Source organism: Streptomyces sp. sk2.1, assembly GCF_008120935.1.
Lineage (GTDB): Bacteria > Actinomycetota > Actinomycetes > Streptomycetales > Streptomycetaceae > Streptomyces.
In genome coordinates this window covers 129,300-154,677 of record NZ_RDBO01000077.1, presented here as the reverse complement: position 1 = coordinate 154,677, position 25,378 = coordinate 129,300, and the positions used below count along the sequence as shown (strand labels likewise).

Here is a 25,378-nt window from a genome sequence, read left to right as displayed (position 1 = left end):
TACGTGCGTCGCGCGAAGTGCTGCGAGATGCAGGGGGTCGTGCGTCAGCCCTGGCGCTGCTTGTGGCGCAGGTTGTCGCAGATGACCATGACCCGGCCGTGACGGCGGATCACCTTGCACTTGTCGCAGATCTTCTTGACGCTCGGCTTGACCTTCATGGGATGTCAGGTTCTCCGGGTCAGTGCCATCACCGCGCCGAGGCGGGGTGCAGGCAAGATCTACTTGTAGCGGTAGACGATCCGGCCACGCGTCAGGTCGTACGGGGAGAGCTCCACGACGACCCGGTCATCCGGAAGGATTCGGATGTAGTGCATCCGCATCTTGCCGCTGATGTGCGCGAGGACCTTGTGACCGTTCTGGAGTTCCACCTTGAACATGGCGTTCGGGAGGGACTCGATCACGGTGCCCTCAATTTCGATGGCACCTTGCTTCTTGGCCACGCTTCGCCTTTCGAATCGGCTACCTTGATCGACTTCCGCCATCGCATGTGGAATGTGGACACACTGATGCACGAGAGCCGACGAGTCAGTCTACGTCAGCGAACCTCAAAAGACGAATCCGTCAAGTTTGCCCAGCCGAGGAGATCCTTAGACCTTCGCAAGCGGGTCAAATCCACCCCGCGCTCCTCGGCGGGCACTCGACTCACACGCTTCCCGCAGGCCCCACCGCCGGTACCGGGCCGGTCCGACCGGGCGGGCCGGTTCAGCCGAGGGGGTCCGGGGCCGCCTCGATGCCGTACTGCGCCAGCTTCGCCCGGCCGCAGTCGGGGGCGGTCAGGACCAGGGGGCCCTGCTCGGTGAGGGCGATCGAGTGCTCCCAGTGGGAGGACCAGGTGCCGTCCGTCGTGATGACCGTCCAGTCGTCCTGGAGCACCTCGGTCTGCGCGGTACCGAGCGAGACCATCGGCTCGATGGCCAGGCAGACGCCGGGGACGAGCTTGATGCCCTTGCCGCGCTTGCGGGCGACGTAGTTCAGCAGGTGCGGGTCCATGTGCATCTCGGTGCCGATGCCGTGGCCGCCGTAGTCCTCGATGATCCCGTACTTGCCGGTGGCGGGGCGGGGCTGGCGGCGGATGTAGGACTCGATCGCCTTCGAGATGTCCACGAGCCGGTTGTTCACCTTCATCGCGGCGATGCCGGCCCACATCGATTCCTCGGTGACCCTGGACAGCTCGACCAGTTCCGGGGCATGACCGGTGCCGACGAAGGCGGTGTACGCGGCGTCGCCGTGCCAGCCGTCGACGATGGCGCCGGCGTCGATGGAGATGATGTCGCCGTCCTTGAGGACGGTCTTGTCGTCCGGGATGCCGTGGACGACGACCTCGTTGACCGAGGTGCAGATCGTCGCGGGGAAACCGCCGTACCCGAGGAAGTTCGACTTGGCACCGTGGTCGGCGATCACCTTGCGGGCGACCTGGTCCAGGTCGCGCGTGGTGGCACCGGGCACCGCCGCCTCACGGGTGGCCGCGTGAATGGCAGCGACCACCAGCCCCGCCTCGCGCATCTTCGCGATCTGCTCGGGGGTCTTGATCTGCACCATTGCGCGGCGCCTCTCTGCGTCGGACTGCATCGAACGGTGGTCGGGGGATACGGCGTACCGGGACAACGATACGGCGCAAACAGTCGGCCGCGGCGTCCGAGGACGCCGCGGCCGACTGCACGAGTACTGCGGGTGTTGCGCTCAGCCCTGGTCGGACTTGAGTGCCTCCATCGCCCGCTCGGTCACGTCGGTGACCTTGCCGAGCGCGGAGATGGTGACCACCAGGCCCTGGGACCGGTAGTAGTCGATGATCGGCTCGGTCTGGGTGTGGTAGACCTCCAGCCGGGTGCGGACCGTCTCCTCGGTGTCGTCGTCCCGCTGGTACAGCTCGCCGCCGCAGGCGTCGCAGACGCCCTCGGTCTTCGGCGGGTTGTACGTCACGTGGAAGACGTGCGAACCGTCGTTCCGGCAGATCCGGCGGCCGGCGATGCGCTTGACCACCTCGTCCTCGGGGACCTCCAGGTCCAGGACCGCGTCGAGCTTGGTGCCCTCGTCCTTGAGCATGGCGTCGAGCGCCTCGGCCTGGCCCACGTTGCGCGGGAAGCCGTCCAGCAGGAAACCGCCCTCGGCGTCCGGCTGGGACATGCGGTCCTTGGCCATCCCGATGGTGACCTCGTCCGGCACCAACTGGCCTGCGTCCATGTAGGCGCGGGCCTGCTTGCCAAGGTCGGTGCCCTGGCTGATGTTGGCGCGGAAGAGATCGCCCGTGGAGATCTGCGGAATCGACAGGTTCTTGGCAAGGTACGCAGCCTGCGTTCCCTTGCCGGCACCGGGCGGCCCGACGAGGACGATTCGCATCAGCGGAGGAACCCTTCGTAATTGCGCTGCTGGAGCTGACTCTCGATCTGCTTCACGGTCTCCAGCCCCACACCCACGATGATCAGGATGCTCGTCCCGCCGAACGGGAAGTTCTGGTTGGCACCGTTGAAGCCCGCCAACGCCATCGTCGGCACAAGAGCGATCAGACCCAGGTACAGCGAGCCCGGCCAAGTGATCCTGTTGAGCACGTAGCTCAGATACTCGGCAGTAGGTCGACCGGCCCGGATACCCGGGATGAAGCCACCATACTTCTTCATGTTGTCGGCGACTTCCTCGGGGTTGAACGAAATCGCCACATAGAAGAAGGCGAAGAAGACGATCAGGAGGAAGTAGGCCGTGATGTAGTACGGGTGGTCGCCCTTGACGAAGTGGTCCTGAATCCATGTCGCCCAGCCCGCGGTGGAGTTGGAGAACTGGACGATCAGGGCGGGGATGTAGAGCAGCGAAGAAGCGAAGATGACGGGAATCACACCCGCCTGGTTCACCTTCAGCGGGATGTACGTCGAGGTACCGCCGTAGGAACGACGGCCGATCATGCGCTTCGCGTACTGCACCGGGATGCGGCGCTGGGCCTGCTCGACGAAGACGACGAGGCCCACCATCACGAAGCCGATCAGGATGACGGTGCCGAACTCGATCCAGCCGTCGGCCAGCTTGCCGCTGGTCTTGATGGCCCACAGGGCGCCCGGGAAGCTGGCGGCGATCGAGATGAACATCAGGATCGACATGCCGTTGCCGATGCCGCGGTCGGTGATGAGCTCACCGAGCCACATGACGGCCGCGGTGCCCGCGGTCATCGTGATGACCATCACGATGGTGGTGAAGATCGACTGGTTGGGGACGATCTGGTCGGCGACCGGGCAGCCGCTGAAGAGCGCGCCGCTGGTGGCGGTGGCCACCAGGCCGGTGCCCTGGAGGATGGCGAGCGCGACGGTCAGGTAACGCGTGTACTGCGTGATCTTGGCCTGGCCGGACTGCCCCTCCTTCTTGAGCGCCTCGAGTCGGGGGATGACGACGGTCAGCAGCTGAAGGATGATGCTGGCCGTGATGTACGGCATGATGCCGAGCGCGAAGATCGTGATCTGCAGCAGTGCACCACCGCTGAACATGTTCACCAGGCCGAAGAGGCTGTTGTTGCCCTTACTGGCCTGATCAACACAAATCTGGACATTCTCGTAGCTCACTCCCGGTACCGGGATATGCGCCCCGAGGCGGTAGATCACGATGATGCCGAGCGTGAAGAGCAGCTTCTTGCGCAGGTCGGGCGTCTTGAACGCCCGGGCGAACGCGGTGAGCACGGTGCCTCCTGCGACCCCCGCGCAATGCGAAGAGGTGACGGTCTTGAGGATCGACGAATACGTAAACGGTCAAAGGTCCTGGGGAGTGCCCAGGGGGTACCACACAACAACGCACGCCACCTTACCGGCGACCATGCCCCCCTAGGAACGACCAACCGGGGATGCCCCTTTTGAGAGGCATCCCCGGTCGGATGTTCAGGCCATCGAGTTGTCTCAGACGAGCTCGGTGACGGTACCGCCGGCGGCGGTGATCTTCTCCTTGGCGGAGCCGGAGACGGCGTCAACCGAAACCTGCAGCGCCACGGAGATCTCGCCCTGTCCGAGGACCTTGACGAGGTGGTTGTTGCGCACGGCACCCTTGGCGACCAGGTCGGCCACGGTGACCTCGCCACCCTCGGGGTAGAGGGTCGCGAGCTTGTCCAGGTTCACGACCTGGTACTCGGTGCGGAACGGGTTCTTGAAGCCCTTGAGCTTCGGGAGACGCATGTGGAGGGGCATCTGCCCACCCTCGAAGCGCTCCGGAACCTGGTAACGGGCCTTGGTGCCCTTGGTGCCACGACCGGCGGTCTTACCCTTGGACGCCTCACCACGACCCACACGGGTCTTGGCGGTCTTGGCGCCCGGGGCAGGCCGGAGGTCATGGGCCTTCAGCGGCTTGTTCTCCGCCATGTCAGTCGACCTCCTCAACCGTCACGAGGTGGCGGACGGTGTGCACCATGCCGCGGAACTCGGGACGGTCCTCCTTGACGACCACGTCGTTCAGGCGCTTCAGCCCGAGCGAACGAAGGGTGTCGCGGTGGTTCTGCTTGCTGCCGATGTACGACTTCGTCTGCGTGATCTTGAGGCGAGCCATTACGCACCCGCTCCCGCACGCGCACGGAGCAGAGCCGCGGGGGCGACGTCCTCGAGCGGCAGACCGCGGCGGGCCGCGATCTCCTCGGGACGCTGCAGGCCCTTGAGGGCCTCCACGGTCGCGTGCACGATGTTGATCGCGTTGTCGGAGCCGAGCGACTTCGACAGGATGTCGTGGACGCCGGCGCACTCCAGGACGGCGCGCACCGGGCCACCGGCGATAACACCGGTACCGGGGGAAGCAGGCTTCAGCAGGACGACGCCCGCAGCCTTCTCACCCTGGATCGGGTGGGGGATGGTGCCCTGGATGCGCGGGACCTTGAAGAAGTTCTTCTTGGCCTCTTCCACGCCCTTGGCGATGGCCGCGGGAACTTCCTTGGCCTTGCCGTAGCCGACACCGACGGTGCCGTCACCGTCGCCCACCACGACCAGCGCGGTGAAGCTGAAGCGACGACCACCCTTCACAACCTTGGCGACGCGGTTGATCGCGACGACGCGCTCGACGTACGCGGTCTTCTCGGCGGCAGCTGCGCCGCCGTCACGGCCCTTCCGGTCCCGCCGCTCGCCGCCACCGGCACCGCTTCCGCGGCGCTGGGGTCCAGCCATTGGATTTACCTCTCTCTGTTACGTCCGCTGTGCGTAGGAACCGGGCTCAGAACTTCAGACCGGCTTCACGGGCGGCGTCAGCCAGAGCGGCAATCCGCCCGGCGTACTGGTTACCACCGCGGTCAAACACGACGGCCTCGACGCCTGCGGCCTTGGCGCGCTCAGCGACCAGGGCGCCGACCTGCTTGGCCTGGGTGCTCTTGTCGCCCTCGCCACCACGGATGGAGGCGTCCAGGGTCGACGCCGACGCGAGCGTGTGGCCCGCGATGTCGTCGATGACCTGGGCGACCATGTGGCGGTTGGACCGCGTCACGACCAAGCGCGGGCGCTCCGGCGAACCGGAGATGTGCTTGCGGACACGGATGTGGCGACGCTTGAGGGCGGCACGCTTGTAGGCGTCGCCCTTGGCGATCTTCACGCCGTATGCCATGGCTACTTACCAGCCTTTCCGACCTTGCGGCGGATGACCTCGCCGGCGTACTTGACGCCCTTCGCCTTGTACGGGTCGGGCTTCCGCAGCTTGCGGATGTTGGCCGCGACTTCGCCGACCTTCTGCTTGTCGATTCCCTCGACGGACAGCTTGGTCGGGGACTCGACCTTGAAGGTGATGCCTTCCGGCGCCTCGACGACGATCGGGTGGCTGTAGCCCAGGGCGAACTCCAGGTTGGAGCCCTTCGCCTGGACGCGGTAACCGACACCGCTGATCTCGAGCGCCTTGGTGTATCCCTTGGTCACACCGGTGATCATGTTCGCCACCAGCGTGCGGGACAGGCCGTGGAGGGCCTTGTTCTGACGCTCGTCGTTCGGGCGGGTGACGTTGAGAACGCCGTCCTCACCCTTGGTGACCTCGATCGGCGACGCGACGGTGTGCGTGAGGGTGCCCTTGGGACCCTTCACCGCGACCGTGCGGCCATCGATGGTGACGTCCACACCGGCGGGAACCTGGATGGGGAGCTTGCCGATTCGCGACATGAGCTATTCCTCCGTTCCCGACTACCAGACGTAGGCGAGGACTTCCCCACCTACGCCCTTCTTGCTGGCCTGCTGACCGGTCAGGAGACCGTGGGACGTGGAGATGATCGCCACGCCCAGGCCGCCGAGGACCTTCGGCAGGTTGGTGGACTTTGCGTAAACACGCAGACCCGGCTTCGAGATGCGCTTGATGCCGGCGATCGAGCGCTCGCGGTTCGGACCGAACTTCAGCTCGAGGACGAGGTTCTTGCCGACCTCGGCGTCCTCGACCTTCCAGCCGGTGATGAAACCCTCCTGCTTGAGGATTTCCGCGATGTGCGACTTGATCTTGCTGTGCGGCATCACGACGGAGTCGTGGTACGCCGAGTTCGCGTTGCGCAGACGCGTGAGCATGTCTGCGATGGGATCAGTCATGGTCATGAATTGGCCTTCGGCCTCTCTCGCCGGGGTTTCCTGTATGCGCCATCCCTCTCCCCACTCAGTGGCGGGACGGGTGCGGTGCGGGGACCTACGGCGTAGTAAGTCGGTCTTGGACGGCAGGCGCCCAACCCTTCAAGCCTACGGCATGAAAGGCGGGGCTCCTGCCGACCAGATGCTTACCGAGAGCTTCCGGGTACTTCCAACGCCCAGGGGGCGAGGGAGAGTTACCAGGAGCTCTTGGTCACGCCCGGCAGCTCGCCACGGTGAGCCATCTCACGGAGGCACACGCGGCACAGGCCGAACTTGCGGTAGACGGAGTGGGGCCGGCCGCAGCGCTGGCAGCGGGTGTACCCGCGGACGCCGAACTTCGGCTTACGGGCGGCCTTAGCGATCAGAGCCTTCTTCGCCACGGTCAGTTCTCCTTGAACGGGAAGCCGAGGTGACGAAGGAGGGCACGACCCTCGTCGTCGTTGGTCGCCGTGGTGACCACGGTGATGTCCATGCCCCGGACCCGGTCGATCTTGTCCTGGTCGATCTCGTGGAACATGACCTGCTCCGTGAGACCGAAGGTGTAGTTGCCACGGCCGTCGAACTGCTTCGGCGACAGACCGCGGAAGTCACGGATACGCGGCAGCGCGAGCGACAGCGTACGGTCCAGGAACTCCCACATCCGGTCACCGCGGAGGGTGACGTGGCAGCCGATCGGCTGGCCCTCGCGCAGCTTGAACTGCGCGATGGACTTGCGGGCCTTGGTGACGGCCGGCTTCTGGCCGGTGATCGTGGTGAGGTCGCGCACGGCGCCGTCGATCAGCTTGGAGTCGCGGGCGGCGTCGCCCACACCCATGTTGACCACGATCTTGACCAGGCCGGGGACCTGCATGACGTTCTCGTAGGAGAACTCCTCACGCAGCTTGCCGGCGATTTCCTCGCGGTAGCGCGTCTTGAGACGCGGCGCAGTGGTGGCAGTCATCAGATGTCCTCACCGGTCCGCTTGGCAACGCGGATCTTGTTGCCCTCGTCGTCGAAGCGGTAGCCGACGCGGGTGACGACCTTCTTGCCGTCCTTCTCCACAACCAGCTGTACGTTGCTGACGTGAATCGGGGCCTCGGTGGTGACGATGCCGCCGGTCTGCGAACCGCGAGCCGTCTGACCGGCCTTGGTGTGCTTCTTGACCCGGTTGACACCCTCGACGAGGACACGGTCCTGAGCCGGGTAGGCCACGATGACCTTGCCCTGCTTGCCCTTGTCCTTACCGGTGATGACCTGAACCAGGTCGCCCTTCTTGATCTTCATGCTTACAGCACCTCCGGCGCGAGCGAGATGATCTTCATGAACTTCTTCTCGCGCAGTTCCCGGCCCACGGGGCCGAAGATGCGGGTGCCGCGGGGGTCGCCGTCGTTCTTCAGAATGACGGCGGCGTTCTCGTCGAAGCGGATGTACGAGCCATCCTGACGACGACGCTCCTTGACGGTGCGAACGATGACGGCCTTGACGACGTCACCCTTCTTCACGTTGCCACCGGGGATCGCGTCCTTGACGGTGGCGACGATGACGTCACCGATGCCCGCGTAGCGGCGACCCGAACCACCGAGAACACGGATGGTGAGGATTTCCTTCGCACCCGTGTTGTCGGCGACGCGAAGTCGCGACTCCTGCTGGATCACGTCTATCTCCTGATCGTCTGCCGGTTCCCGACGGGGGCCGCACAGGGTGACCTGCGCGGCTCCCCGCCGAGCCTGGCGGAACTTGCCTGAGGGGAATGCCCCTCAGGAATTACTTGGCCTTCTCGAGGATCTCGACGACGCGCCACCGCTTCGTGGCGGACAGCGGCCGGGTCTCCATCAGGAGGACGCGGTCGCCGACGCCGGCGGCGTTCTGCTCGTCGTGCGCCTTGAGCTTGTTCGTACGGCGGATGACCTTGCCGTACAGCGCGTGCTTGACACGGTCCTCGACAGCGACGACGACGGTCTTGTCCATCTTGTCGCTGACGACCAGACCCTCACGGGTCTTGCGGAAACCGCGGTCGGTGTTCGTCTCAGTCACAGTCTTCTCGCTCATCAGACGCTCTCCACCGTCTCGATGCCCAGCTCGCGCTCGCGCATCAGGGTGTAGATCCGGGCGATGTCCTTACGGACGGACTTGAGCCGACCGTGGTTCTCGAGCTGCCCGGTCGCCGCCTGGAAGCGGAGGTTGAACAGCTCTTCCTTGGCCTCGCGGAGCTTGTTGAGCAGCTCCTCGTTGCCCAGCTCGCGCAGCTCGGACGCCTTGGTTCCGGCCGACATCACGCCTCACCTGCCTCGCGCCGAACGATGCGGCACTTCATCGGAAGCTTGTGAGCAGCGCGGGTGAGCGCCTCACGAGCAATCTTCTCGTTCGGGTAGGACAGCTCGAACATCACCCGACCGGGCTTGACGTTCGCGATCCACCACTCGGGAGAACCCTTACCGGAACCCATGCGGGTCTCGGCGGGCTTCTTCGTCAGGGGACGGTCCGGGTAGATGTTGATCCAGACCTTGCCGCCACGCTTGATGTGGCGGGTCATCGCGATACGAGCGGCCTCGATCTGGCGGTTCGTCACGTACGCCGGGGTCAGCGCCTGGATGCCGTACTCGCCGAACGCAACCTGCGTGCCACCCTTGGACATACCGCTGCGCTTCGGGTGGTGCTGCTTGCGGTGCTTGACCCTACGGGGGATCAGCATTTCGGTCAGGCCTCCGTTCCGGTGCTCTCGGCGGCCGGAGCGGCAGCGGCGGGAGCCTCGGCCTTGGGGGCCTCGGCAGCCGGAGCCGACTGCTGCTGCGGCTTGCGGCCGCGACCGCCACGCTCGCCACCGCGGCCACGACCGGCCGGACGGTCGGCGCCGCCACGGGCCGGGCGGTTGCCGGCGCGGGCAGCGGCGTTCTCGGCGCGGACCTCGGCGATGTTCTTGACGTCGCCCTTGTAGATCCAGACCTTCACGCCGATGCGGCCGAAGGTCGTCTTGGCCTCGAAGAAGCCGTAGTCGACGTTCGCGCGGAGGGTGTGCAGGGGCACACGGCCCTCGCGGTAGAACTCCGAGCGGGACATCTCGGCGCCGCCGAGGCGGCCACCGCACTGGATCTTGATGCCCTTGGCGCCGGCCTTCATCGAGGACTGCATGCTCTTGCGCATGGCCCGACGGAAGGAGACGCGGGAGGAGAGCTGCTCGGCGACGGCCTGGGCCACCAGCTGGGCGTCCACCTCGGGGTTCTTGACCTCGAGGATGTTCAGCTGGACCTGCTTGCCGGTCAGCTTCTCCAGCTCGCCGCGGATGCGGTCGGCCTCGGCGCCGCGGCGGCCGATGACGATGCCCGGACGAGCGGTGTGGATGTCAACGCGGACGCGGTCGCGGGTGCGCTCGATCTCCACCTTGGAGATGCCGGCCCGCTCCATGCCCTTCGTCATCATGCGACGAATGGCGACGTCTTCCTTGACGTAGTCCTTGTACAGCTTGTCGGCGTACCAACGGGACTTGAAGTCCGTGGTAATGCCGAGCCGGAACCCGTGCGGGTTTACCTTCTGGCCCATTACCGGGTTCCTTCCTTGCTGCTGACGACCACGGTGATGTGGCTGGTCCGCTTACGGATCCGGTAGGCACGGCCCTGGGCACGCGGACGGAACCGCTTCAGGGTCGGGCCCTCGTCCACGTACGCCTCGCTGATGACCAGCGAAGAGGCGTCGGTGTGGTCGTAGTTGTGTGCGGCGTTGGCGATGGCGCTGTCCAGCACCTTGCCAACCGGCACGCTCGCGGCCTGCGGGGCGAAACGCAGGACCGCCTGAGCCTCCGTGGCATCCATGCCACGGATGAGGTCCACCACGCGGCGGGCCTTCATGGGCGTGACGCGGATGTACCGCGCCTGGGCCCTGGCTTCCATGGTTGTCCCTTCGGTGTAAGTCATTAGTCGTTCCACTCCGCGATTAGCGGCGCTTCGACTTCCGGTCGTCCTTGACGTGGCCGCGGAAGGTGCGAGTCGGCGAGAACTCGCCGAGCTTGTGGCCGACCATCGACTCGGTGACGAACACCGGGACGTGGATCTTGCCGTTGTGCACCGCGATGGTGTGACCCAGCATGGCCGGGACGATCATCGAGCGACGGGACCAGGTCTTGATGACGTTCTTGGTGCCTGCCTCGTTCTGTACGTCCACCTTCTTGATGAGGTGGCCGTCGACGAAGGGCCCCTTCTTGAGACTGCGCGGCATCTAAACCCGCTCCTAGCGCTTCTTGTTCGTCTTGCGGCGGCGGACGATGTACTTGTTCGATGCCTTCTTCGGCGAACGAGTACGACCCTCCTTCTGACCCCACGGCGAGACCGGGTGGCGACCACCGGAGGTCTTGCCCTCACCACCACCGTGCGGGTGGTCAACCGGGTTCATCGCGACACCGCGGACGGTCGGGCGGACGCCCTTCCAGCGCATGCGGCCGGCCTTGCCCCAGTTGATGTTCGACTGCTCGGCGTTGCCGACCTCGCCGATCGTGGCGCGGCAGCGGGCGTCGACCAGGCGGATCTCACCGGACGGCATGCGGAGGTGGGCCATGGTGCCCTCCTTCGCCAGCAGCTGCACGGAGGCACCCGCGGAACGGGCGAACTTCGCGCCGCCGCCGGGCCGCAGCTCGATGGCGTGGATGGTCGTACCGACCGGGATGTTGCGCAGCGCCAGGTTGTTGCCGGGCTTGATGTCGGCGGCCGGGCCGTTCTCGACACGGTCGCCCTGCGACAGGCCACGGGGGGCGATGATGTAGCGCTTCTCGCCGTCCGCGTAGTGCAGGAGCGCGATGCGCGCGGTGCGGTTGGGGTCGTACTCGATGTGCGCGACCTTGGCCGGCACGCCGTCCTTGTCGTGACGACGGAAGTCGATCACTCGGTAGGCGCGCTTGTGGCCACCGCCCTGGTGGCGAACGGTCACACGACCGGCGTTGTTACGGCCGCCCTTGCTGTGCAGGGGGCGGACCAGCGACTTCTCCGGCGTGGACCGCGTGATCTCGACAAAGTCGGCGACGCTGGAGCCACGACGGCCCGGGGTCGTCGGCTTGTACTTGCGGATACCCATTTCTCAGTCCTCGTCCGATTCCGGACGACTCGACCTCCGTCAGGAGGTCGGGCCGCCGAAGATGTCGATACGGTCGCCCTCGGCGAGGGTCACGATGGCGCGCTTCGTGTCGGCGCGCTTGCCGAAACCGGTGCGGGTGCGCTTGCGCTTGCCCTGCCGGTTGATCGTGTTGACCCCGGTGACCTTGACCGAGAAGACCGCTTCCACGGCCTGCTTGATCTGGGTCTTGTTGGAGCCGGGCGCGACGATGAACGTGTACTTGTTCTCGTCGAGCAGCGCGTAGCTCTTCTCGGAAACAACCGGCTTGACGAGAACGTCGCGCGGGTCCGTGAAGGTCTTGCTGGTAACGGTCGCCTCGCTCATCAGGCGTCGCTCCCTTCGGTCTCAGCGGTCTGGGGGCCAGACACGAAGGACTCGAAGGCGGCCTGGGTGAAGACCACGTCGTCAGAGACGATCACGTCGTACGTGTTCAGCTGGCCCGGCTCCAGGATGTGCACCTGGGGCAGGTTGCGGGCGGACAGCCACGCGGCCTCGTCGGCGCGGTCGACGACCAGGAGCAGGTTCTTGCGCTCCGAGATCTTGCCGAACAGCGTCTTGGCGGCCTTGGTGGAGACGGCACCCTCGACCACGCCGGTGACGACGTGGATGCGGGAGTGACGGGCCCGGTCCGAGAGGGCACCGCGCAGGGCGGCGGCCTTCATCTTCTTCGGGGTCCGCTGCGAGTAGTCACGCGGCACGGGGCCGTGGACGACGCCACCGCCGGCGAACTGCGGAGCGCGGGTCGAACCCTGACGGGCGCGGCCGGTGCCCTTCTGGCGGTACGGCTTCTTGCCGCCACCACGGACTTCGCCGCGGGTCTTGGTCTTGTGCGTGCCCTGACGGGCAGCTGCCAGCTGCGCGACAACGACCTGGTGGATCAGCGGAACGCTGGTCTTGGCGTCGAAGATCTCCGCGGGGAGCTCGACGGTCCCGGCCTTGTCGCCTGCCGGCGAAAGGATGTCAATGGTGCTCATCGGTTCCTCAAGCCCCCTTGGCCGCGGTACGGACCAGGACGAGGCCGCCGTTCGGACCGGGGACTGCGCCCTTGATGAGGAGCAGACCCTTCTCCGCGTCAACGGCGTGAACGGTCAGGTTCTGGGTGGTGACCCGCTCGTTGCCCATGCGGCCCGCCATGCGGAGGCCCTTGAACACACGGCCCGGGGTGGCGCAGCCACCGATGGAACCGGGAGAGCGGTGCTTGCGCTGGGTGCCGTGACCGGCGCCGAGGCCCTTGAAGTTGTGACGCTTCATGACACCGGCGAAGCCCTTGCCCTTGCTCTTGCCCGTGACGTCGACCTTGACGCCGGACTCGAACACCTCGGCGGTGACTTCCTGGCCGAGCGTGTACTCGCTGGCGTCGGCGGTGCGGAGCTCCACCAGGTGGCGGCGCGGGGTCACGTCGGCCTTGGCGAAGTGGCCCTTGAGGGGCTTGTTCACCTTGCGGGGGTCGATCTCGCCGAAGGCGATCTGGACTGCCTCGTAGCCGTCGGTGTCGTTGGTGCGGACCTGGGTGACGACACAGGGCCCGGCCTTGACGACGGTCACCGGGACGACCCGGTTGTTCTCGTCCCAGACCTGGGTCATGCCGAGCTTCTCGCCCAGGACGCCCTTAATGTTCTTAGCCATCTCGCGCGTCACCTCAGAGCTTGATCTCGATGTCGACGCCCGCCGGCAGGTCGAGACGCATCAGCGAGTCAACCGTCTTCGGCGTGGGGTCGAGGATGTCGATGAGGCGCTTGTGCGTGCGCATCTCGAAGTGCTCGCGCGAGTCCTTGTACTTGTGCGGCGACTTGATGACGCAGTACACGTTCTTCTCAGTGGGCAGCGGCACCGGGCCCGCGACCGACGCACCAGTGCGGGTCACCGTCTCGACGATCTTCTTCGCCGAGGAGTCGATGACCTCGTGGTCGTAGGCCTTGAGCCGGATGCGGATCTTCTGTCCCGCCATGGCTACTAGTAGTCCTGTCTCTCGCTAACGCTCTGGAACCCGGGGGCTCTGACGACTCCATCTCCGACCCACGCGGTCGGGCGTGTCGCATCCCCTCTACGCAGATCTCCCGAAGGATTTCCCAACCAAGGGGGTGCGGGCCCGAGGACCGCAGGACCGGGGGCGGAACACCCACCGGGCGCCTGGCCGGTGCCCCGCTGACGCTTCCCGGAAGATTCCCGTACGTCCGACCCGCAGGGGGTCGACGAGTACTGTGGGACTCGCTTCCGGTCCTCCCGGCGGGAGGCGCGCAGCATTGACACTCAACCGAGCAACCTGGTCAGTGTGCCATACGGGGCGCGGGCCTGGCCAATCGGGCGGAGGATCTTACCCCGCGTGGTCGCCCGGTCAAACGCGGGCGCGCGGCGGCGCCCCGGAGGCTCCGCTTCCACCGGACGCGCCGGATGCCACGGACCGCCGCTCCCCCCGCCCGTCCGGCCCACCGCGACTCCCGGGAAATCCGGTCGAGCGCCGCACTCCCCCGCCCTACAGTGACCGGTCGGGCAACACCATCGGCACCGGGGGCTTCCGTCATGCGTACGCACTATCCGCGCACCGCGCACCTGCCCTGGTCCCCCGGGGCCACCTCGGACGACGTGCGGATCGCGGACCTCTCCGGGCTGACCGGCCGCGAGGTCGTCGTCACCGAGAAGCTGGACGGCGAGAACACCACGCTCTACCCCGACGGGCTCCACGCCCGCTCCCTCGACTCCGCCCACCACCCCTCACGGGGCTGGGTGAAGGCCCTCCAGGGCCGGATCGGGGCCCGCATCCCCGCCGGGCGGCGGATCTGCGGCGAGAACATGTTCGCCCGTCACTCCCTCCCGTACGACGGTCTGGAGAGCTACTTCTACGGATTCTCCGTCTGGGACGGGGAGCGGTGCCTGGACTGGGACCGGACCGTGGCGTTCCTGCGCGACCTGGGGATACCGGTGCCGCCCGTGCTGTGGCGCGGGGTGTTCGACGCCCGCGCCGAGAAGACCCTGCGGGCGCTGCGGCCGGACACCGGGCGGCAGGAGGGGTACGTGGTGCGCCCCGCCGACGGCTTCGACGCCCCGCACTTCGGCCGCCTGGTCGCGAAGTGGGTGCGCCCCGGCCACGTGCGGACCGACACGCACTGGATGCACGCCGCCGTGGTGGAGAACGGGCTCGGCCCGGCCGCCGCCCTGTGGGCCGTACGGTCCGGGGCCCCCGTCGACGCGGCGGCGCTGGCCGCCGCGACGGGCACGGGGGCCGGGGACGCCAAGGCCGCCCGCGCGACGGCCGCGGCCCTCGACGCGGCGGGCCGCACCGGAGACGACCGGCTCGCCGGGGTGCTGGCCGCGCTGCTGCGCCGTTCGCCCCGCGCCGCGCTGGCGCCCGCGCTGGCCCGGACGGTGGGGATGCCGCTCGCCCGGCGCGTCGCCGACCTCGTCGGGCTCCACCCCTCGCTGCACCGCCCGTACCCGGACGAGGAGCGCCGCACGGGCCTGGTCCGGATGTCGTTCGCCGCCGACCTGCCGCTGCTGCACACCCTGGCCGCCGCGGTCGCGGAGGACGACGGGGCCCGCGAGCAGGTGGAGTGGTCGGCGCTGCACGCGGAGGAACTGCGGGAGCCCGAGGGGCTGCGGGACGCCTTCGCGGACCTGGCGCCGGAGGCCGCCGACCGCTGCCTGGCGCAGGCCCGCGAGGCGTACGCGCTGGGCCGGGTCGGCACCGCCGAGGAGGCGGTCGCGGCGACCTGGCGGTGGCGGTCGGGGGACTTCCCGCGCCTGGTCCACCTGGTCGGCCCGTCCGGCAGCGGCAAGAGCACCTTCGCGCGCGGCCTGCCCGGGGTCGGCGCGTACGTCTCGCTGGACGACCTGCGGCTGGCCCGGGGTTCGCGCGCCGACCAGAAGGCCAACGGCGAGGTGCTGCGCGAGGGACTCGACCGGCTGGACGCCGCGCTCGCCGCGGGCGGCACGGTCGTCTGGGACGCCACCTCGCTCAACGCGCACCAGCGTTCCCTGGTGCACGCGGTCGCCCGGCGCCGGGACGCGCTGCTCACGCACGCCGTGGCCCTGGTCGACGAGGCGGAGCTGCTGCGCCGCAACGGCCGGCGCGACCACCCGGTGCCCCCGGAGGTGCTGACCTCCCAGCTGCACCGGTTCGTTCCCCCGTACCCCGGCCAGGCGCACCGCACCTGGTACATCGGGGCGGGCGGAACCGTGGAGGACAGGGCGTGACGACGGAGGGCGACGCGTAGATGCGTACCAGCGAGGAGATCTACCACCGGGTCCGCTGGGACGCCCGGTTCGACCCGGCGCGCTTCGTGATGGGCGTGGCGCAGCGCGGGACGGTGCCCAAGCGGGTGCCGCTGCCCCGGTTCACGCCGGGCGGGGACATCCCCTGGCACCGGGTGCTGTTCTTCGAGGCGGACGGCGAGGTGGTGTGGGACCGGTCCTCGGGGGTGGACCGGATCGACGCGACGGACGCCGGGCGGGTGCGCACCCCGCGACGGCTGCCGTCCCCGTACTTCACCTCGCGCACGCCGCACGCGTACTCCGCCTCGCGGGCCGCCTGGACGCCGGTGCCCGAGGACGCGCCCGCGCCCCCGCCGGCCTCCGGTCCCCCGACGCTGCTGACCTGGAACACCCTCTGGGACCGCTACGACAGCGACCGCATCGACACCGCCCGCCGCAGGCCGCTCCTGCTCGACGCTCTGCGTGCGGCGGACGCCGACGTCATCGCCCTCCAGGAGGCCGAACCCGCCCTGCTCGCCCTGCTGCTGGCGGCGCCCTGGGTCCGCGACGGCTACACGTTCTGGGCCGATCCGGCGGGCCGGGACGTCGCCGACTGCGGTCTGCTGCTGCTCAGCAGGCTTCCGGTGCGGGAGGCGGGGCTGCACGCGCTCGGCCCGCACAAGGCGGTCGCGGCCGTCGTCGTGGAGACGTCCGAGGGGCCCTTCACGGTCGCGGTCACCCATCTCAGCAGCGACCACTCGTCGAACGGCGCCGGACGGCGCGATGCCGAACTGACCGATCTGGCAACGGGGTTGGCTGCGGTCGAGGGCGATGTGGCGCTGCTCGGCGACTTCAACGACGGCGGGGACACCCCGCAGGAGCGGCTGGGGATGGCGGACGCCTGGAGCCGGGTGCACGGCGCCGGTGACCGGACGCCGACCTTCGACCCCTCGGTCAATCCGCTGGCCGCGGTCTCCTCGCTGACCGGGCGCGCGTCCCGGCTGGACCGGGTGCTGCTCCGCTCGGAACGGCTGCGCCCGGCGTCGGCGGTGCTGCTGGGCGACACGGCGGCGCCGGACGGGCTGTACGTCTCGGACCACTTCGGGGTCCGGGTCGGGCTGGCCCGCGCCGCCGGGACCCCCGGGGCCCATGAGGCCGGTGATTCCGCGGAGGCGGAGGCGGCCGTCGCCGCGGAGGGCGTCCTCGCCGCGGAGATCGTGCGCCGGGTGGCCGCCGCCCTGCCCGAGGGGTGCGTCCACCTGGTCGGTTCGCGCCGGACGGGGTGCGCGCTGCCCGGCGCCGACGTGGACCTGGTCGCGGCGCTGCCGGGCGACGGGGACCTGCCGGGGGTGCGGGCGCGCCTGGCCGCCGCGCTGCCGGAGGCCGCCGGGGCGCGCGAGGTGACCGGGGCCCGCGTGCCCGGTCTGCGCTTCGAGGCGGACGGGCTCGGGGTGGACCTGGTGACCGTCGCGACGGGCGACGTGCCCCCGGCCGGGGCGGTCGCCCGCCGCACCGGACTGGGCGCGGCGGCGGCCGTCGCGCTCAGCGCGGTGAGCGACGCGGACGCCGTGCTCGCGGCGGCGGACCCGCACCGGGAGGCGTTCGTCCGGCTCGCCCGCGACGTGAAGGCATGGGCCCGGGCGCGCGGCCTGGACTCCGCCCCGTGCGGCGGGCTGCCCGGCCTCGCCTGGTCGGTGCTCGCGGCCCGTACCGCCCACGAGGCGGGCGACCTGCCGCCGCTCGCCCTGCTGCGGCACTTCTTCGCGACCTGGGCGGCGTGGGACTGGGACCGGGCGGTCGGCGACGAACCGCCCTCCGGCGACGCCGACGGGCTCCCCCTCACCGTGCTGACCCCGACCGCCCCCGTGCGTTCCTGCACCGCGCAGGTCTCGGCGGCGGGCCGCGACCTCGTCACCGAGGAACTGTTCCGCGCCTGGGAGGTCCTGGAATCCGCCGCGGACTTCGGCCCCGTGCCGCGTTCCCTGCTCTGCGCCCCGCCGCCGCTGCGCGAACGGCACGCGGCCTGGGCGGTCGTCCCGGTGCGGCGGGGCGAGGACGAGGGCCGCTTCCGGGGCCGGCTCCTGGCCCTGCTCGCCGCTCTCGCCGACGCGGGCTCCCCGGACGCCCACGCCTGGCCCCGGCCCTACGCCGCCGACGCCTCCCACGTCCAGTACGCCATCGGCCTCGGCCGCACCCCGCCGGACGCGTCACGGCTCGCGGAGATCGGCGGCGAGCTGCTGCGCGGCATCCCGGGGGCGGAACTACGACGGGTGGACGGGGACGGGGTACGGGACCTGCGATGAACCGCGGAACCACGCCCGCCCCGGCCTCGACCCGAGCTCCGGCTCCGGCTCCGGCTCCGGCTCCGGCTCCGGCTCCGGCCTGCGATTATCCGTTCATGAACACCACCACGGTCTGGTCCCTGCGCCCCGCACGGCCCGGGGACGTCGAGGAACTGGCCGAGCTGCGGGCCGTCGTGATGCGTCCCGACCTGGAGCGGCTCGGGCGCTACGACGAGCACCGGGTGCGGCAGCGGCTGCGGGACTGCTACGCGCCGGAGCACACCTCGATCGTGGTCGTGGACGGCGCCCTCGCGGGCTCGGTCACCCTGCGCCCGGTCGAGGACGGGCTGTGGCTGGAGAACTTCTACCTCTCCCCCGCCCTCCAGGGGCGCGGCATCGGCACCGCCGTGCTCCGTCCGCTGCTCGCGCGGGCCGACGAGGAGGGCGCGACCGTCCGCCTGGACGTGCTCCGGGGCAGCGCCGCCCGCGCGCTCTACGAGCGCCACGGCTTCACCGAGGAGCGGCGGGACCCGGTCGACGTGTTCATGGTCCGGCCGCCGACCCGCCCGGCCTGACCGGACCCGGTCCCCGGAGGACCGTCCGCCACGCGTGCCGCCCCGGGCCTCCGCCCGTACCCCGTCCGACGGCCCGGCCGCCGGGAACGTACGAACCGTTCAGCTGCCGCAGACGTACGAGACGAAGCCTTCCCACGCCCCCGCAGTGAAGGAGAGCCGGGGCCCCCGGCAGTCCTTGGAGTCACGGACCCGCACCGCCCCCGGGGCCGTCGCGACCTCGACGCAGTCGTTGGGGTTGCTGCTGTCGCTGTAACTGCTCTTGAACCACCGCAGCTCGGAGGCTTCCCCGGCAAAGGGCTTGTAGGTCATGTCTCTCCCCGCACTTGCTCGATGAACGCCTGGGACTCCTCCGGCGTGAGAGCCCGAGCCCGGATGATTCCAAACCGTAGGTCAAGAATACGAAGCTGCTTCGGGTGGGCAATGGGCCTGCCTGCGAACTCGTCGTCGGCCCGGCCGACAGCCGATCCGTCGGCGAATTTCAGTACTTGGATCCGCCCGCCCGTTCCTGGGTGATCCCACCGGGAGGTCGGCATCACCTGGATGTCCACGAAGGGCAACTCCCCCAGCCGCAGCAGGTTGTCGAGCTGCCGTCGCCACACCGCCACGCCCCCGATCGGGCGGCGCAGCGAGGACTCCTCCTGGACAAAGCTGAGTTCGGGGGCGGGGGCCCGGTCGAAGATGGAGTGCCGGGCCACGCGTCCGGCCACGGCTCGCTCCAGATCGTCCGGCGAAAGGACCGGGCGCCTCGTACCGAGCAGGGCTCTGGCGTATTCCTCCGTCTGCAACAGACCGTGCAGGTTGTGACTGCCGTATGCGGCGAGCTCGACGGCCCTGGCCTCCAGCTTCGCCAGATCCCGGATCTTCTTCGGGTACCGGACCTCCGCCACGTCCTGCTTCATCGCGGCGATCTTCCCGGCCGCCCCCAGCACCTCGTCCGCCTTGTCCAGGAACTCCGGGCGAGGGATCCGCCGCCCGCCCTCCACCTTGTGGACCAGGTCCTCCCCGTACCCGATCACCGCGCCGAACTCGCCGGCCCGCAGTCCCGCGGCCTCCCGCCAGGCCTTGATCTGCCGCCCCACGGCGGCGACCACCGCGACGCCCGACTCGTCATCGGGATCGACGTCCCAGCCCGGCTCGTCCGCCCCGCCGTCACCACTCCGCTCCGTACCGACCCCGTCCACGCTCATCCGTGCCCCGCTTCCGACGCGCTCACCGTTCCCGGCCCAACCCCCGGTGTCCCCCGCACGTCACCCCGGACAGCCGGGACAACACCGGACAAGCCCCGGACAACTCCCGTACGCGCAGGGCTCATCGCTCCTCACGGTACGTAGACCTGGCCGCGCCGGGAGACATGGCCCGAGAAGTCACCCGAACCGGATATTCCGCCTGTGTCCCGTCCGACGGCCCGGACCAGGCAACCCTCCCCCGTCGATCTCCGTCTATCCCCCCGCGGCAACCGCTCACCCCCCTCCGGCGGTCCGCACGCGAATCGGCACGCAGCACAGGGTCGCCCGACCGCCCGCTGCGGGGGAACGGACGGAGCACGGTGTGACGGATCGACCCTTGTCGCGCGCATCCCGCACGGGAACGACGCGGCGCACCCTGATGACGGCGGCGGTCGGCGCGACCGGGCTCGCGGCCCTCACCGCCTGCGCGGCGCCCTCCTCGCCCCGTCGCCGCGACCCGGCCGCGGATCCCCTGCCCGGCCTGCCGATCAGCACCTCGCACCCGGCCCTGATGATGCAGTTCCTCGCCCACCCGGACGACGACCTGTACTTCATGAACCCGGACACCCAGCAGGCCCTGGACGCCGGCGCGCCCCTCGTCTGCGTCTACCTGACCGGCGGCGAGGCCAACGGCGTCAACCGAATACCCGGCCGCCCCACGCCCCCGCCCGACAAGGCCGCGTACTCCTCCTCCCGCCACCAGGGGCTCCGCCAGGCGTACGCGACCCTGCTCGGCCTCGACCGGTTCACGGCGTGGGAGAAGTCCGTCCTCGAACTGCACGACGGTCACCGCGCCGAGATCAACACCCTCTCCTCCGGCGGCCGCAGGGTCGAGCTGATCTTCCTCAACACCGCCATGCACACCTCGTACGGGCGCCTCGGACTGCCCAGCCTCTGGCAGGACCGGCGGCTCGTCCTGCGCACCGTCGTCGCCGACGACTCCCCGCTGACGAAGGCGGGCTCGTACACCTACGACGGGCTGATCGACGTGCTGGTCGGGCTCCTGGACCGGTACCGGCCCAGCGTCGTGCACACCCTGGACCCGGACCCGGACATCCAGCACAGCAGCGAGGCCGTACGCCGCCGGGACAGCGAGCAGCCGGGCTACTCCGACCACCCCGACCACACCGCCGCCGCGTCGTTCACCTGGGCGGCGCTGATCCGGTGGGTGGCGCACTCCACCCGGGACGGCGCCGGGATACCCGCCTTCACCACCACGTCGTTCCGGGCCTACTACAACCGGCACTGGCCGAAGAACCTGCCGCCCGCGGTACTGGCCGAGAAGGCCTCGCACCTGGTGCCCTACGGCGGCTCGGTGGACTGGCGGTGCGGCAACCCCGCGGGCTGCGGGGACTACAACGTGGGCGGCGACAGGCCGCTGACCAACCGCAAGGGCTGGGTGCGGTCCACCCACCACCGCCATCCGGGCCCCCGAGCGCGGGTCGCCGCCGGGGCGGACGGCCGGCTCACCCTGTACGGGGTGCTGGGACTGCGCGCGGCCCGGTGGCGCGAGAGCGCGCCCGGCAGCGGGCTCTTCGAAGCAGCGGACGACCTCGGCGGCGGTCCGCTCGCCCCGGTGCTGGGCTCGGCGGCGACGGCGGACGGGCGGCACCTGCTGTTCGGGCTGCGGTTCGCGGCGCTCGGCGGGCACGGCTCGGACAACGAGCGCGAGATCGTGCTGCTGGAGCAGGGCGCACCGGGCGGCCCCTTCCACGCCTGGCGCGGGCTCGGCAACCCCTCCGCCGGAGCGGACCATGGGCGGCGGATCGGCGTGCCCGTCGCCGTGACGGCCCCGGACGGCCGCGTCCACCTCTTCGTACGGAACGCGGAAAAGGGGCTGAGCACCCGGGTGCGCGACGCGGGGTCCGGGCGCTGGAGCGAGTGGCGCGATCTGGGCGGCGGCGAGGTGCAGGACGGGCTGACCGCAGTCGTGGACACGGCGGGGTGCGTCCATGTGTACGCGGCCGGGCACCACTCCGTGCACCACTGGACCCAGGACACCCCGGACACCGACGTCACCGCCCGTGCCCAGCTCACGGACGCTCCCACACCGGCGCACGCCCCCGGCGCGCTCCCCGCGCCGGACGGGTCCGTAGAGCTGTACTACCGGCCTGCCGCACGGTCGGAGCTCGCCGTCGTACGGTCCGGCGCCGATCCCGCGCCCCGCTTCGGGGGGTACGGTCCGGTGACCGCCGCCGCCGCGCCGGGCGGCCCGGTCCTGCTGGGCCGGACCTCGGAGGGCCGCATCCGGCTGCGGACCGCCGAGGGCTCCGCCGTACGGTCGCGGGGGCCGGTCGCCCTGGATGGCACCGCGCTCCACGTCGGCGCTGACGGGCGGCCGGTCGTCGTGGGGTTCGGGGCGGACGCCGCACCCTGGGCGTGGCGCCCGTAGAGTCGGGCGACTCCGCCCCAACTGCCGCTCCATAAGGCCGCGTTATTCCCAAACGCTAGTACCTCTGCCTCGTCGCGCTCCGGCACCCTGTTGCCCACCATCCCCCATGGACACGCCCACCCCAGCGTGTCGCGCGAAACGAGGAAGCATGCGTATATCCAGGCTCGTGCCCGCTGCCGCCGCCGCAGCGGCCTGTGTCCTCGCCCTCTTCGCACCGTCCGCGTCGGCCGCCCCGGAGCCCCCGCTCCAGGACTCCCCGCCGCCCACCACCCAGATCATCGGCGGCGGCCAGGCGACCAACGCCCCCTGGGCCGCCCGCCTCTTCTCGAACGGCAGGGAGACCTGTTCGGCGACGATCATCGCGCCGACCTGGATCCTCACCGCCAAGCACTGTGTCGCCGGCGGCGGCCTGTCGTTCCGCATCGGCAGCCTCGACCAGCACAGCGGCGGTGTGGTCGCCAACGGCACCCAGACCTACACACACGGCTCGGACCTGGCACTGGTGCGCCTGGACCGTTCCGTGCAGGCGACCTACTCCCGCCTCGGCTCGCCCGGCTCGGTGAGCATCGGGCAGAGCGTCCAGGTCTGGGGCTGGGGCGCCACCTCGCAGTGCGGCTCCGAGGCCAACTGCCAGTCGCGCTACCTGAAGGTCGCCAACGTGACGGTCACCGGCGGCTGCAGTGACGCGTACGGCGGCTCGGCGATCTGCGCCCGGCGCGGCAACGGCATCACCGCGGGCGGCGACTCCGGCGGCCCGATGACCGCGAACGGCATCCAGGTCGGCGTCGCCTCCACCAGCGACCGGCAGACCACGACCGCGTACACGAACGTCACCGCGTACCGGTCCTGGATCCAGTCGATCGCGGGCGTCTGACCGACGCCGCCGACCGGGACGACGGGCACCTGACCGGCCCGCCGTCCCCGTGAACCGCAGGGCCCCGGTACCTCGCCGCTCCGAGGTACCGGGGCCTGCGCCCGTTCCTGGCCCTGCGCGATCCGTACCGCGGCGACGGGGGTGCGGACGTGCGGCTTGCCGACCGTCGACGAGAACTGGTCGCGTACAGTGCCGACGCCGAGGAACAGCTCGGCGACGATCTCCCGGGAGTGCGCCCCGGCGGCCGGCCGCAGGACCTCGGCCTCCCGTCCGGTGAGCGGGCCGGGTGCGGACCGCTCGACACCCCGCAGCCGGGGGTCGACGCCCCGGCCGCCCGCGGCGATCCGCCGGATGGCGTCGGCGGTCCGCGCGGGGTGGCGCTCTTGAGCAGGTACCCGGCGGCGCCGGCGTCCAGCGCCCGGCGACGCGGTGACCGCGCGCACCCAGATCGGCGGGGTGCCGGTGCCGGGGGACGGTCCGGCCGCGCTGCCCGGGGCGGACGGGTCCGTCGAGCTGTTCCACCGCGCGGCGGCGAAGGCCGCCCCGACGACCGTACGGACCGGCCGGACGGCGGCGGTGTCGGTCTCGGCGGCCCCGGGCACCGGGCCGTCGACCTGCCGGGCCTCGACGGGTACGGTGCGGTGGCCGCCGCCCGTACGCCGCGCGGCCCGGTGCTGCTCGGCCGTACCACGAAGGGGCTGATCCGGCTCCGCACGCCCGACGGGACCCTCGTGCGGCGGCAGGGGCCGCCGGCGTCGGACGGACCCGCGCGCTCCACATCGGGAAGGACGGGCGGCCGGTGGTGGTGGCCCCGGGCCCCGACGCCCTGCCCCGGGTCTGACGGCCCTGACCCGGCCGCCCGGAAGCCGGCCGGGGACGCCGTCGACCCCGTCCCGGGCCGCCGTCACCTCCCGGTCCGGGCCGCGGTTGACCCTCGACCTGGTCAAGGGCCCAGAGTTCCGGACGTGGAGAACGACATGCGCAGCATCGGCGAGATGGCCCGCGACAGCGGACTGGGCGTGAGCGCCCTGCGGTTCTACGACGGGGCCGGCGTGCTGGTCCCGGCCCGGGTGGACCCGGACAGCGGCTACCGCTGGTACGGGCCCGAGCAGCTCGCGGAGGCCGTGCTGCTGGCCGGGCTGCGCCGGACCGGCATGCCGCTGGCGGACATCCGGCTGGTGCTGGCCGGGTGGTCCGCCGCCGACACCGAACTGATCCGGACGCTGCTGCGGACGCATCTGCACCGGCTCGAAACAGGTCTGTCCGAGGCCCGCGCCGAGTTCTCCAGGATCCGAGCCGTACTCGAACGCAGGGAGAACCCCATGGCCTCGCTCCGCACCACGCCGCTCCGATCGGCCGTTTCCGGCCCCGGGCTGGCCGCCGCCCTGGACGCGGTCCGCTTCGCCGCCGGCACCGACCCCGAGCTCCCCATGCTGCACGGCGTCCTGTTCGACTTCGAGGACGACGGGCTCCGGGTCGTGGCCACCGACCGGTACCGGCTGGCCGTCGCGCACACCGGCACGACCGGGCACGAGGGCCCCGGCACGCAGGTCGTCGTGCCGTCCCCGCTCGTCGACGCCATGCGGGCGCTGCTCACCGACGACGCGGACACCCGCCTCACCGTGGACGGCGACCGCGTGGCCCTGGAGTCGGGCGACCGCCAGGTGGCGGGCCGGTGCCTCGACCACGGCTTCCCCGACTACCGCCGCCTCGTCCGCCTGCCGGCCGGGCGCCGGGTGACCGTCGACGTCCCGGCCCTCCGGCAGGCCGTCGAGAACGGTCCCGTCCATACGGAAACGGCCCGCGAACAGGACGGACCGGGCGACGGGCTCACCCTGCTCGGGCCGGCCGACGACGGCACCGTGACCGTCCACGAGGACGCCGACGGCCACCGGGACGACCTGATCGCCCTCAACCGGGAGTTCCTGCTGCACGCCCTCGACGCCGGGGCCCGGGACCGGCTGGTCCTGGAGCTGGGCGCGCCGACCGCCCCCGTCGCGATCCGCCGGACCGACTCCGAGGACACCTTCTCCCTGCTGATGCCCGTCCGTCTGGACGGCTGACCCGGGGCTCCGTGCACACACCGGAAAAGCCCCCGCGCACACCGCAGAACCCCGGACGCGCCGAAGGGCCCCGGACATGCCGAAGGGCCCCGGTCCACCGCTCGCGCGGCGGGCCGGGGCCCTTCTTGGTGCTCTGTGCGGAGCAACCAGGTCAGACGGTCAAGTA

35 protein-coding genes are annotated in these 25,378 nt (G+C 70.3%); 7 read left to right on the top strand and 28 right to left on the bottom strand.

The features are described from left to right. Nucleotides 1-44: 44 nt before the first annotated feature. From rpmJ to rpsJ, 26 genes are all read right to left on the bottom strand, one after another. On the bottom strand, nt 45-158 hold the full coding sequence (gene rpmJ / locus EAO76_RS28060; RefSeq protein WP_003956441.1) for a 50S ribosomal protein L36: 114 nt from the start codon (nt 156-158) through the stop codon (nt 45-47). 60 nt (nt 159-218) lie between these two features. Continuing rightward, entirely contained in the window at nt 219-440 is a 222-nt protein-coding gene (gene infA / locus EAO76_RS28055; protein ID WP_003956442.1) for a translation initiation factor IF-1, read from the bottom strand. A gap of 262 nt (nt 441-702) precedes the next feature. Then, on the bottom strand, nt 703-1,539 hold the full coding sequence (map, locus tag EAO76_RS28050) for a type I methionyl aminopeptidase (protein WP_148838712.1): 837 nt from the start codon (nt 1,537-1,539) through the stop codon (nt 703-705). Nucleotides 1,540-1,680: 141 nt separating this feature from the next. Beyond that, nucleotides 1,681-2,337: an adenylate kinase gene (locus tag EAO76_RS28045; protein ID WP_148838711.1), complete on the bottom strand. Its 657-nt coding sequence runs from the start codon at nt 2,335-2,337 to the stop codon at nt 1,681-1,683. Further along, nucleotides 2,337-3,656, bottom strand: coding sequence for a preprotein translocase subunit SecY (secY, locus tag EAO76_RS28040; protein WP_148838710.1), 1,320 nt, complete (start codon nt 3,654-3,656; stop codon nt 2,337-2,339). Before secY ends, EAO76_RS28045 begins: the two co-directional genes overlap by 1 nt. Nucleotides 3,657-3,869: 213 nt before the next feature. Further along, nucleotides 3,870-4,325: a 50S ribosomal protein L15 gene (gene rplO / locus EAO76_RS28035; RefSeq protein ID WP_018519290.1), complete on the bottom strand. Its 456-nt coding sequence runs from the start codon at nt 4,323-4,325 to the stop codon at nt 3,870-3,872. Between the two features lies 1 nt (nt 4,326). Continuing rightward, complete coding sequence (gene rpmD, locus EAO76_RS28030) at nt 4,327-4,509, bottom strand: 50S ribosomal protein L30 (protein WP_005313525.1); 183 nt, start codon at nt 4,507-4,509, stop codon at nt 4,327-4,329. After that, a complete protein-coding gene (gene rpsE, locus EAO76_RS28025; protein WP_072485533.1) occupies nt 4,509-5,114 on the bottom strand; it encodes a 30S ribosomal protein S5 in 606 nt (201 codons plus the stop codon). Before rpsE ends, rpmD begins: the two co-directional genes overlap by 1 nt. Before the next feature lie 46 nt (nt 5,115-5,160). After that, nucleotides 5,161-5,544 carry a 50S ribosomal protein L18 gene (gene rplR / locus EAO76_RS28020; RefSeq protein WP_072485534.1) on the bottom strand — a complete coding sequence of 128 codons (384 nt, stop codon included), beginning with the start codon at nt 5,542-5,544 and terminating at the stop codon, nt 5,161-5,163. A 2-nt stretch (nt 5,545-5,546) separates the two neighbouring features. Then, nucleotides 5,547-6,086: a 50S ribosomal protein L6 gene (rplF, locus tag EAO76_RS28015; protein WP_148838709.1), complete on the bottom strand. Its 540-nt coding sequence runs from the start codon at nt 6,084-6,086 to the stop codon at nt 5,547-5,549. Nucleotides 6,087-6,107: 21 nt separating this feature from the next. Then, nucleotides 6,108-6,506 (bottom strand): 30S ribosomal protein S8, encoded by a 399-nt coding sequence (gene rpsH, locus EAO76_RS28010; RefSeq protein WP_148838708.1) that lies wholly within the window; start codon nt 6,504-6,506, stop codon nt 6,108-6,110. A gap of 224 nt (nt 6,507-6,730) precedes the next feature. After that, entirely contained in the window at nt 6,731-6,916 is a 186-nt protein-coding gene (locus EAO76_RS28000) for a type Z 30S ribosomal protein S14 (RefSeq protein ID WP_003948630.1), read from the bottom strand. Between the two features lie 2 nt (nt 6,917-6,918). Next, nucleotides 6,919-7,476, bottom strand: a complete 558-nt coding sequence (gene rplE / locus EAO76_RS27995; protein WP_006126888.1) for a 50S ribosomal protein L5 — start codon at nt 7,474-7,476, stop codon at nt 6,919-6,921. Continuing rightward, nucleotides 7,476-7,799 (bottom strand): 50S ribosomal protein L24, encoded by a 324-nt coding sequence (rplX, locus tag EAO76_RS27990; protein WP_073786786.1) that lies wholly within the window; start codon nt 7,797-7,799, stop codon nt 7,476-7,478. The genes rplE and rplX overlap by 1 nt, the downstream gene beginning before the upstream one ends. Nucleotides 7,800-7,801: 2 nt before the next feature. After that, on the bottom strand, nt 7,802-8,170 hold the full coding sequence (gene rplN, locus EAO76_RS27985; RefSeq protein WP_003966950.1) for a 50S ribosomal protein L14: 369 nt from the start codon (nt 8,168-8,170) through the stop codon (nt 7,802-7,804). 109 nt (nt 8,171-8,279) lie between these two features. Next, entirely contained in the window at nt 8,280-8,564 is a 285-nt protein-coding gene (gene rpsQ / locus EAO76_RS27980) for a 30S ribosomal protein S17 (RefSeq protein WP_030977953.1), read from the bottom strand. Next, the gene (rpmC, locus tag EAO76_RS27975; protein WP_014047786.1) at nt 8,564-8,788 is read right to left on the bottom strand and encodes a 50S ribosomal protein L29; all 225 of its coding nucleotides are present in this window, start codon (nt 8,786-8,788) and stop codon (nt 8,564-8,566) included. Before rpmC ends, rpsQ begins: the two co-directional genes overlap by 1 nt. Continuing rightward, nucleotides 8,788-9,207, bottom strand: a complete 420-nt coding sequence (gene rplP, locus EAO76_RS27970) for a 50S ribosomal protein L16 (protein ID WP_072485538.1) — start codon at nt 9,205-9,207, stop codon at nt 8,788-8,790. The genes rpmC and rplP overlap by 1 nt, the downstream gene beginning before the upstream one ends. A gap of 5 nt (nt 9,208-9,212) precedes the next feature. Then, on the bottom strand, nt 9,213-10,052 hold the full coding sequence (rpsC, locus tag EAO76_RS27965) for a 30S ribosomal protein S3 (protein ID WP_148838707.1): 840 nt from the start codon (nt 10,050-10,052) through the stop codon (nt 9,213-9,215). Next, on the bottom strand, nt 10,052-10,399 hold the full coding sequence (rplV, locus tag EAO76_RS27960; RefSeq protein ID WP_004571827.1) for a 50S ribosomal protein L22: 348 nt from the start codon (nt 10,397-10,399) through the stop codon (nt 10,052-10,054). The genes rpsC and rplV overlap by 1 nt, the downstream gene beginning before the upstream one ends. Before the next feature lie 43 nt (nt 10,400-10,442). Then, complete coding sequence (gene rpsS / locus EAO76_RS27955) at nt 10,443-10,724, bottom strand: 30S ribosomal protein S19 (protein WP_003966956.1); 282 nt, start codon at nt 10,722-10,724, stop codon at nt 10,443-10,445. Nucleotides 10,725-10,736: 12 nt separating this feature from the next. Next, the gene (gene rplB / locus EAO76_RS27950; RefSeq protein WP_072485540.1) at nt 10,737-11,573 is read right to left on the bottom strand and encodes a 50S ribosomal protein L2; all 837 of its coding nucleotides are present in this window, start codon (nt 11,571-11,573) and stop codon (nt 10,737-10,739) included. Between the two features lie 39 nt (nt 11,574-11,612). Beyond that, a complete protein-coding gene (gene rplW, locus EAO76_RS27945) occupies nt 11,613-11,936 on the bottom strand; it encodes a 50S ribosomal protein L23 (RefSeq protein WP_148838706.1) in 324 nt (107 codons plus the stop codon). Next, the gene (gene rplD, locus EAO76_RS27940) at nt 11,936-12,586 is read right to left on the bottom strand and encodes a 50S ribosomal protein L4 (RefSeq protein WP_148838705.1); all 651 of its coding nucleotides are present in this window, start codon (nt 12,584-12,586) and stop codon (nt 11,936-11,938) included. The genes rplW and rplD overlap by 1 nt, the downstream gene beginning before the upstream one ends. Nucleotides 12,587-12,593: 7 nt before the next feature. Next, complete coding sequence (gene rplC, locus EAO76_RS27935; protein WP_148838704.1) at nt 12,594-13,238, bottom strand: 50S ribosomal protein L3; 645 nt, start codon at nt 13,236-13,238, stop codon at nt 12,594-12,596. Nucleotides 13,239-13,251: 13 nt separating this feature from the next. Then, nucleotides 13,252-13,560: a 30S ribosomal protein S10 gene (rpsJ, locus tag EAO76_RS27930; RefSeq protein WP_003948644.1), complete on the bottom strand. Its 309-nt coding sequence runs from the start codon at nt 13,558-13,560 to the stop codon at nt 13,252-13,254. 572 nt (nt 13,561-14,132) lie between these two features. On the opposite strand from rpsJ, the gene EAO76_RS27925 reads away from it, so the two are divergent. The 3 genes from EAO76_RS27925 (at nt 14,133) to EAO76_RS27915 (ending at nt 18,657) form a co-directional block, all read left to right on the top strand. After that, nucleotides 14,133-15,803, top strand: coding sequence for an RNA ligase family protein (locus EAO76_RS27925; RefSeq protein ID WP_148838703.1), 1,671 nt, complete (start codon nt 14,133-14,135; stop codon nt 15,801-15,803). Between the two features lie 20 nt (nt 15,804-15,823). Then, nucleotides 15,824-18,103 carry a poly(A) polymerase gene (locus EAO76_RS27920; protein WP_148838702.1) on the top strand — a complete coding sequence of 760 codons (2,280 nt, stop codon included), beginning with the start codon at nt 15,824-15,826 and terminating at the stop codon, nt 18,101-18,103. A 95-nt stretch (nt 18,104-18,198) separates the two neighbouring features. Beyond that, nucleotides 18,199-18,657 carry a GNAT family N-acetyltransferase gene (locus EAO76_RS27915; protein ID WP_148838701.1) on the top strand — a complete coding sequence of 153 codons (459 nt, stop codon included), beginning with the start codon at nt 18,199-18,201 and terminating at the stop codon, nt 18,655-18,657. A 99-nt stretch (nt 18,658-18,756) separates the two neighbouring features. Here the strand turns inward: EAO76_RS27915 and EAO76_RS27910 are convergent, their stop codons facing one another. Together EAO76_RS27910 and EAO76_RS27905 are read right to left on the bottom strand one after the other, a co-directional pair. Beyond that, nucleotides 18,757-18,966, bottom strand: a complete 210-nt coding sequence (locus EAO76_RS27910) for a DUF397 domain-containing protein (RefSeq protein ID WP_148838700.1) — start codon at nt 18,964-18,966, stop codon at nt 18,757-18,759. Beyond that, nucleotides 18,963-19,844, bottom strand: coding sequence for a helix-turn-helix transcriptional regulator (locus EAO76_RS27905; RefSeq protein WP_148838699.1), 882 nt, complete (start codon nt 19,842-19,844; stop codon nt 18,963-18,965). The genes EAO76_RS27910 and EAO76_RS27905 overlap by 4 nt, the downstream gene beginning before the upstream one ends. 418 nt (nt 19,845-20,262) lie before the next feature. Here EAO76_RS27905 and EAO76_RS27900 point away from each other — a divergent pair, with 418 nt between their 5' ends. From EAO76_RS27900 to EAO76_RS27885, 4 genes are all read left to right on the top strand, one after another. Further along, nucleotides 20,263-22,275 (top strand): PIG-L family deacetylase, encoded by a 2,013-nt coding sequence (locus EAO76_RS27900; RefSeq protein ID WP_148840345.1) that lies wholly within the window; start codon nt 20,263-20,265, stop codon nt 22,273-22,275. A gap of 148 nt (nt 22,276-22,423) precedes the next feature. Then, entirely contained in the window at nt 22,424-23,149 is a 726-nt protein-coding gene (locus tag EAO76_RS27895; protein WP_148838698.1) for a trypsin-like serine protease, read from the top strand. 429 nt (nt 23,150-23,578) lie between these two features. Next, nucleotides 23,579-23,851 carry a hypothetical protein gene (locus EAO76_RS44855; RefSeq protein ID WP_187438818.1) on the top strand — a complete coding sequence of 91 codons (273 nt, stop codon included), beginning with the start codon at nt 23,579-23,581 and terminating at the stop codon, nt 23,849-23,851. A 275-nt stretch (nt 23,852-24,126) separates the two neighbouring features. Then, on the top strand, nt 24,127-25,212 hold the full coding sequence (locus EAO76_RS27885; protein WP_148840344.1) for a MerR family transcriptional regulator: 1,086 nt from the start codon (nt 24,127-24,129) through the stop codon (nt 25,210-25,212). Nucleotides 25,213-25,378: the final 166 nt, after the last annotated feature.